Origin of the sequence: Sphingosinicella sp. (assembly GCF_052387495.1) — a bacterium.
Lineage (GTDB): Bacteria > Pseudomonadota > Alphaproteobacteria > Sphingomonadales > Sphingomonadaceae > Allosphingosinicella.
In genome coordinates, this window is sequence record NZ_JBQTJC010000166.1 from 1 (window position 1) to 3,622 (window position 3,622).

At 66.8% G+C, this 3,622-nt stretch carries 4 protein-coding genes; 3 read left to right on the forward strand and 1 reads right to left on the reverse strand.

The window, feature by feature from the left end:
• Window positions 1-132: 132 nt before the first annotated feature.
• Entirely contained in the window at window positions 133-1,044 is a 912-nt protein-coding gene (locus ACT4N8_RS09305; RefSeq protein WP_444857853.1) for an IS1595 family transposase, read from the reverse strand.
• Window positions 1,045-1,157: 113 nt separating this feature from the next.
• On the opposite strand from ACT4N8_RS09305, the gene ACT4N8_RS09310 reads away from it, so the two are divergent.
• The 3 genes from ACT4N8_RS09310 to ACT4N8_RS09320 form a co-directional block, all read left to right on the forward strand.
• Window positions 1,158-2,114, forward strand: coding sequence for an ArsR/SmtB family transcription factor (locus ACT4N8_RS09310; RefSeq protein WP_444857854.1), 957 nt, complete (start codon window positions 1,158-1,160; stop codon window positions 2,112-2,114).
• Window positions 2,111-3,043, forward strand: a complete 933-nt coding sequence (gene metF, locus ACT4N8_RS09315; RefSeq protein WP_444857855.1) for a methylenetetrahydrofolate reductase [NAD(P)H] — start codon at window positions 2,111-2,113, stop codon at window positions 3,041-3,043. Before ACT4N8_RS09310 ends, metF begins: the two co-directional genes overlap by 4 nt.
• A partial coding sequence (locus ACT4N8_RS09320; RefSeq protein ID WP_444857856.1) for a homocysteine S-methyltransferase family protein occupies window positions 3,021-3,622 on the forward strand: 602 nt, incomplete at its 3' end. The genes metF and ACT4N8_RS09320, both read left to right, overlap by 23 nt.

Here is a 3,622-nt window from a genome sequence, read left to right on the forward strand (position 1 = left end):
CACCCTGTCTGGGGTGACATAAAGATAGTGGGCCATCGTCATCCCCCGTTGCCGGTGCGAGAGTGGCGTAGAAACGGCTAGCGAGTCCAGCGTTTGCGGCGCGTCCCGATCTGACGGGCCGCGTAGACGATCTTAGGCGGTGAGTGCGTCAGTCCGCCGATAGGTAAGGCGGCGGCCTTCCATGCCCTTGAGAATGGCATGTGCGCGCTCGCCGTCCGTCATGTCGCGGGTGCTGTAGCGAAGGTCAAACTCACGGCAGTAGCGGTGCAAATGGGCCTCGCTCAGGTGATGGTAGGTGCCGATCACGCCGCGCTTGAAGATGCTGAAAAAGTTTTCGGCAGTGTTAGAATGCGAGCGGCGATCGGGCGACGAATACTGCTTTGCCCTGTGATTGATGGTGAGGTGCGCCGCATATTCGACGCCGAGCGGCTTGTAGGAGACGTGCTCATCGGTCGCGAGAACGCTGGCGCGGTCGACGTTCTTGACGAGCACGGTGCGCAGGACGGGGCCGGTGACGTTGGCGATGTGGAACGTGCGGGCGCGCCCGCCGCGCTCGACCAGCGTCATGATGATCTTCTTCGGAGCGGTGTCGCGGAAGGCGCGGTTCTTGGCGAGGCCGCCGACCCAGCTTTCATCCGCCTCAACGGTGACGCCGGGGCCGCCAAGTTTCCCGCCGCTATTCGCTTCGTCCATCGCTTCGCGGATGCGGTGGCAGAGGAACCACGCGGGTTTGTAGGTCACGCCGAGCATGCGCTCCATTTGCTTCGCGCTCATGCCCTTCTTCGACGCGGCCAAAAGGTGCGTAGCGAGCAGCCATTTGTGCAGCGGGACATGCGAGCGCTCCATGACGGTGCCGGTGCGAACGGTGAACTTGCCGCGACAATCATTGCAGAGGAACATGCCAGCCTGAGTTTTACCGCCCATGCGGCGGACGCGATCCGCTCCGCACAGCGGGCAGGTGATGTCACCAGTCGGCCAGCGCGAGCGCTCGATATGGGCCGCCGCTTCGGCTTCGTCGTGAAAGATTTTGTCGGTGATATTCATGGCTTTTCCCTCTGTGAGAACCGGTATCCCACAGCGGCCTTGCTAAGTCAAGTATATAATTGCCGGCGTTAACGCCTTGACCATGATATAAAGATATCTTTATATCCGCAAATATGGCTCAGGCGCCGAAAATCTTCGCTTCGCTCGCCGATCCGACCCGGCTCCGGATCGTCGCCTTGCTGCGCGCGATGGAGCTGTCGGTCGGCGAGATCGCGCAGGTGCTCGGGCAGAGCCAGCCGCGCGTCTCGCGCCACGTCAAGATCCTGATCGACGCCGGCCTCGCCGAGCGGCGCAAGGAAGGCAGCTGGGTGTTCGTCAGCCTGGGTGAGCGGGCGCGCATGGAGCCGCTCTTCCAGCTGCTCGACCGCTGGACCGAGCTGGACGGTGACAACGCCTGGGTCGCGGCCGACGCCGCCCGGCTTGCCGCCGTGCGCGCCGACCGCGCCGCCGCCGCCGAGCGCTATTTCGCCAGCCATGCCGAGCAATGGGACGCGCTGCGCTCGCTCCACGTCGCCGAAAGCGAGGTCGAGGCGGCGATCGCCCGCGCGCTGGGCGAGGCGCCCCTGGGCAAGCTGATCGACATCGGCACGGGCACCGGGCGGATGATCGAATTGTTCGGCACGCAGGCCGAGCACGCGCTCGGCATCGACCGCTCGCCCGAAATGCTCCGCCTCGCCCGGGTCAAGCTCGCCCAGGCCGGACTCGAGGCCGCCGAATTGCGGCAGGGCGACATGTATGCTTTGCCCTTGCCCTCGGCCTCGGCCGACACGGTGATCATCCATCAGGTGCTTCATTATGCGCAGACGCCGGCCGCGGCGGTGGCAGAGGCGGCGCGGCTGCTCACTCCCGGCGGACGCCTGCTGATCGCCGATTTCGCCCCCCACGAACGCGAGGAATTGCGCGCCCGGGACGCGCATGCCCGTTTGGGCTTCGCCGACGAGGCGGTGCTCTCCTATCTCGAGGCGGCGGGGCTGGAGGGCGAGGTCGTCGAGCATCTCGGGGGTGGCGAGCTCACGGTCACGATCTGGCTCGGCACCCAGCCCGCCGAGCGCATCCGCGAGGTCGCATGAGCCCGCTCGGCGCCCTCTCGCAGCCCGGTCGGCCGCTCTTCGCCGACGCGGCGGGCGATATCGCGGTCAGCTTCGAATTCTTCCCGCCCAAGACGGAGAAGATGGAGGCGACGCTCTGGGAGTCGATCAAGACGCTGGAGCCGCTGGCGCCGCGCTTCGTCTCGGTCACCTACGGCGCCGGCGGCTCGACCCGCGAGCGCACCCACAACACGGTGGTGCGCATCCAGCGCGAGACGATTCTCCACGCCGCCGCCCACCTCACCTGCGTCGAGGCGAGCCGGGGCGAGATCGACGACATCGCCCGTGCCTATTGGGACGCCGGCATCCGCCACATCGTCGCGCTGCGCGGCGATCCGCCCGAGCCGGGCAAGCCCTACGCGCCGCATCCGGGCGGCTATGCCAACGCCACCGAGCTGGTCGCCGGGCTGAAGAAGGTCGCGCCGTTCGAGATTTCGGTCGCGGCCTACCCGGAATGCCATCCGGATTCGGCGAGCGCGGTCGCCGATCTCGACAATCTCAAGCGCAAGATCGACGCCGGCGCGGACCGGGCGATCAGCCAGTTCTTCTTCTCGGCCGACTGCTTCCTGCGCTTCCGGGACCAGGTCGCCGCGGCCGGCATCTCGGCCGAGATGACGCCGGGCATCCTGCCGGTCTCGACCGTCGCCCAGACGCGCAAGTTCGCCGCGCTCTGCGGTGCCGCGATTCCCGACTGGCTCGACCGGCTGTTCGAGGGGCTGGACGACCTCCCCGCCGCGCGCCAGCTCGTCGCGGCCACCGTCGCCGCCGAACTCTGCGCCCAGCTCTACGCGGGCGGGGTGCGGCAATTCCATTTCTACACCTTGAACCGGGCCGAGCTGAGCTACGCGATCTGCCATTTGCTCGGGCTGAGGCCGAAGGACGAACCGCATGAACGCCGCCGAACGGCTTAGGGCCGAAGCCGCCACGCGCATCCTCGTCAAGGACGGCGCCTATGGCACGCAGATCCAGGAGCGCAGGCTCCAGGAGGCCGATTATCGCGGCGACCTCGCGCTCACCCACGATCAGAAGGGCAATAACGACCTGCTGAACCTCACCCGGCCCGCGCTGATCCGCGAGATCGCGCAGAGTTTCGCCGATGCCGGCGCGGATGTGCTGGCGACCAACACCTTCAACGCCAACCGGATCAGCCAGGCTGATTACGGAGCGGAAGCGCTCGTCACCGAGATCAACCGCGAGGCGGCGCGGATCATCCGCGAGGTGGCCGGGCCGGACCGCTTCGTCGCCGGCGCGATCGGGCCGACCAACAAGACGCTCTCGCTCTCGCCCAACGTCAACGATCCCGGCTATCGCGAGGTCGATTTCGACACCGTTTCCGACGTCTATGTCGAGCAGATCGAGGCGCTCGTCGAAGGCGGGATCGATTTCGTCCTGATCGAGACCGTGTTCGACACGCTCAACGCCAAGGCCGCGATTCACGCCGCGCGCCGCGTCGATCCGGAGCTGCCGATCATGCTCTCGATGACGATCAC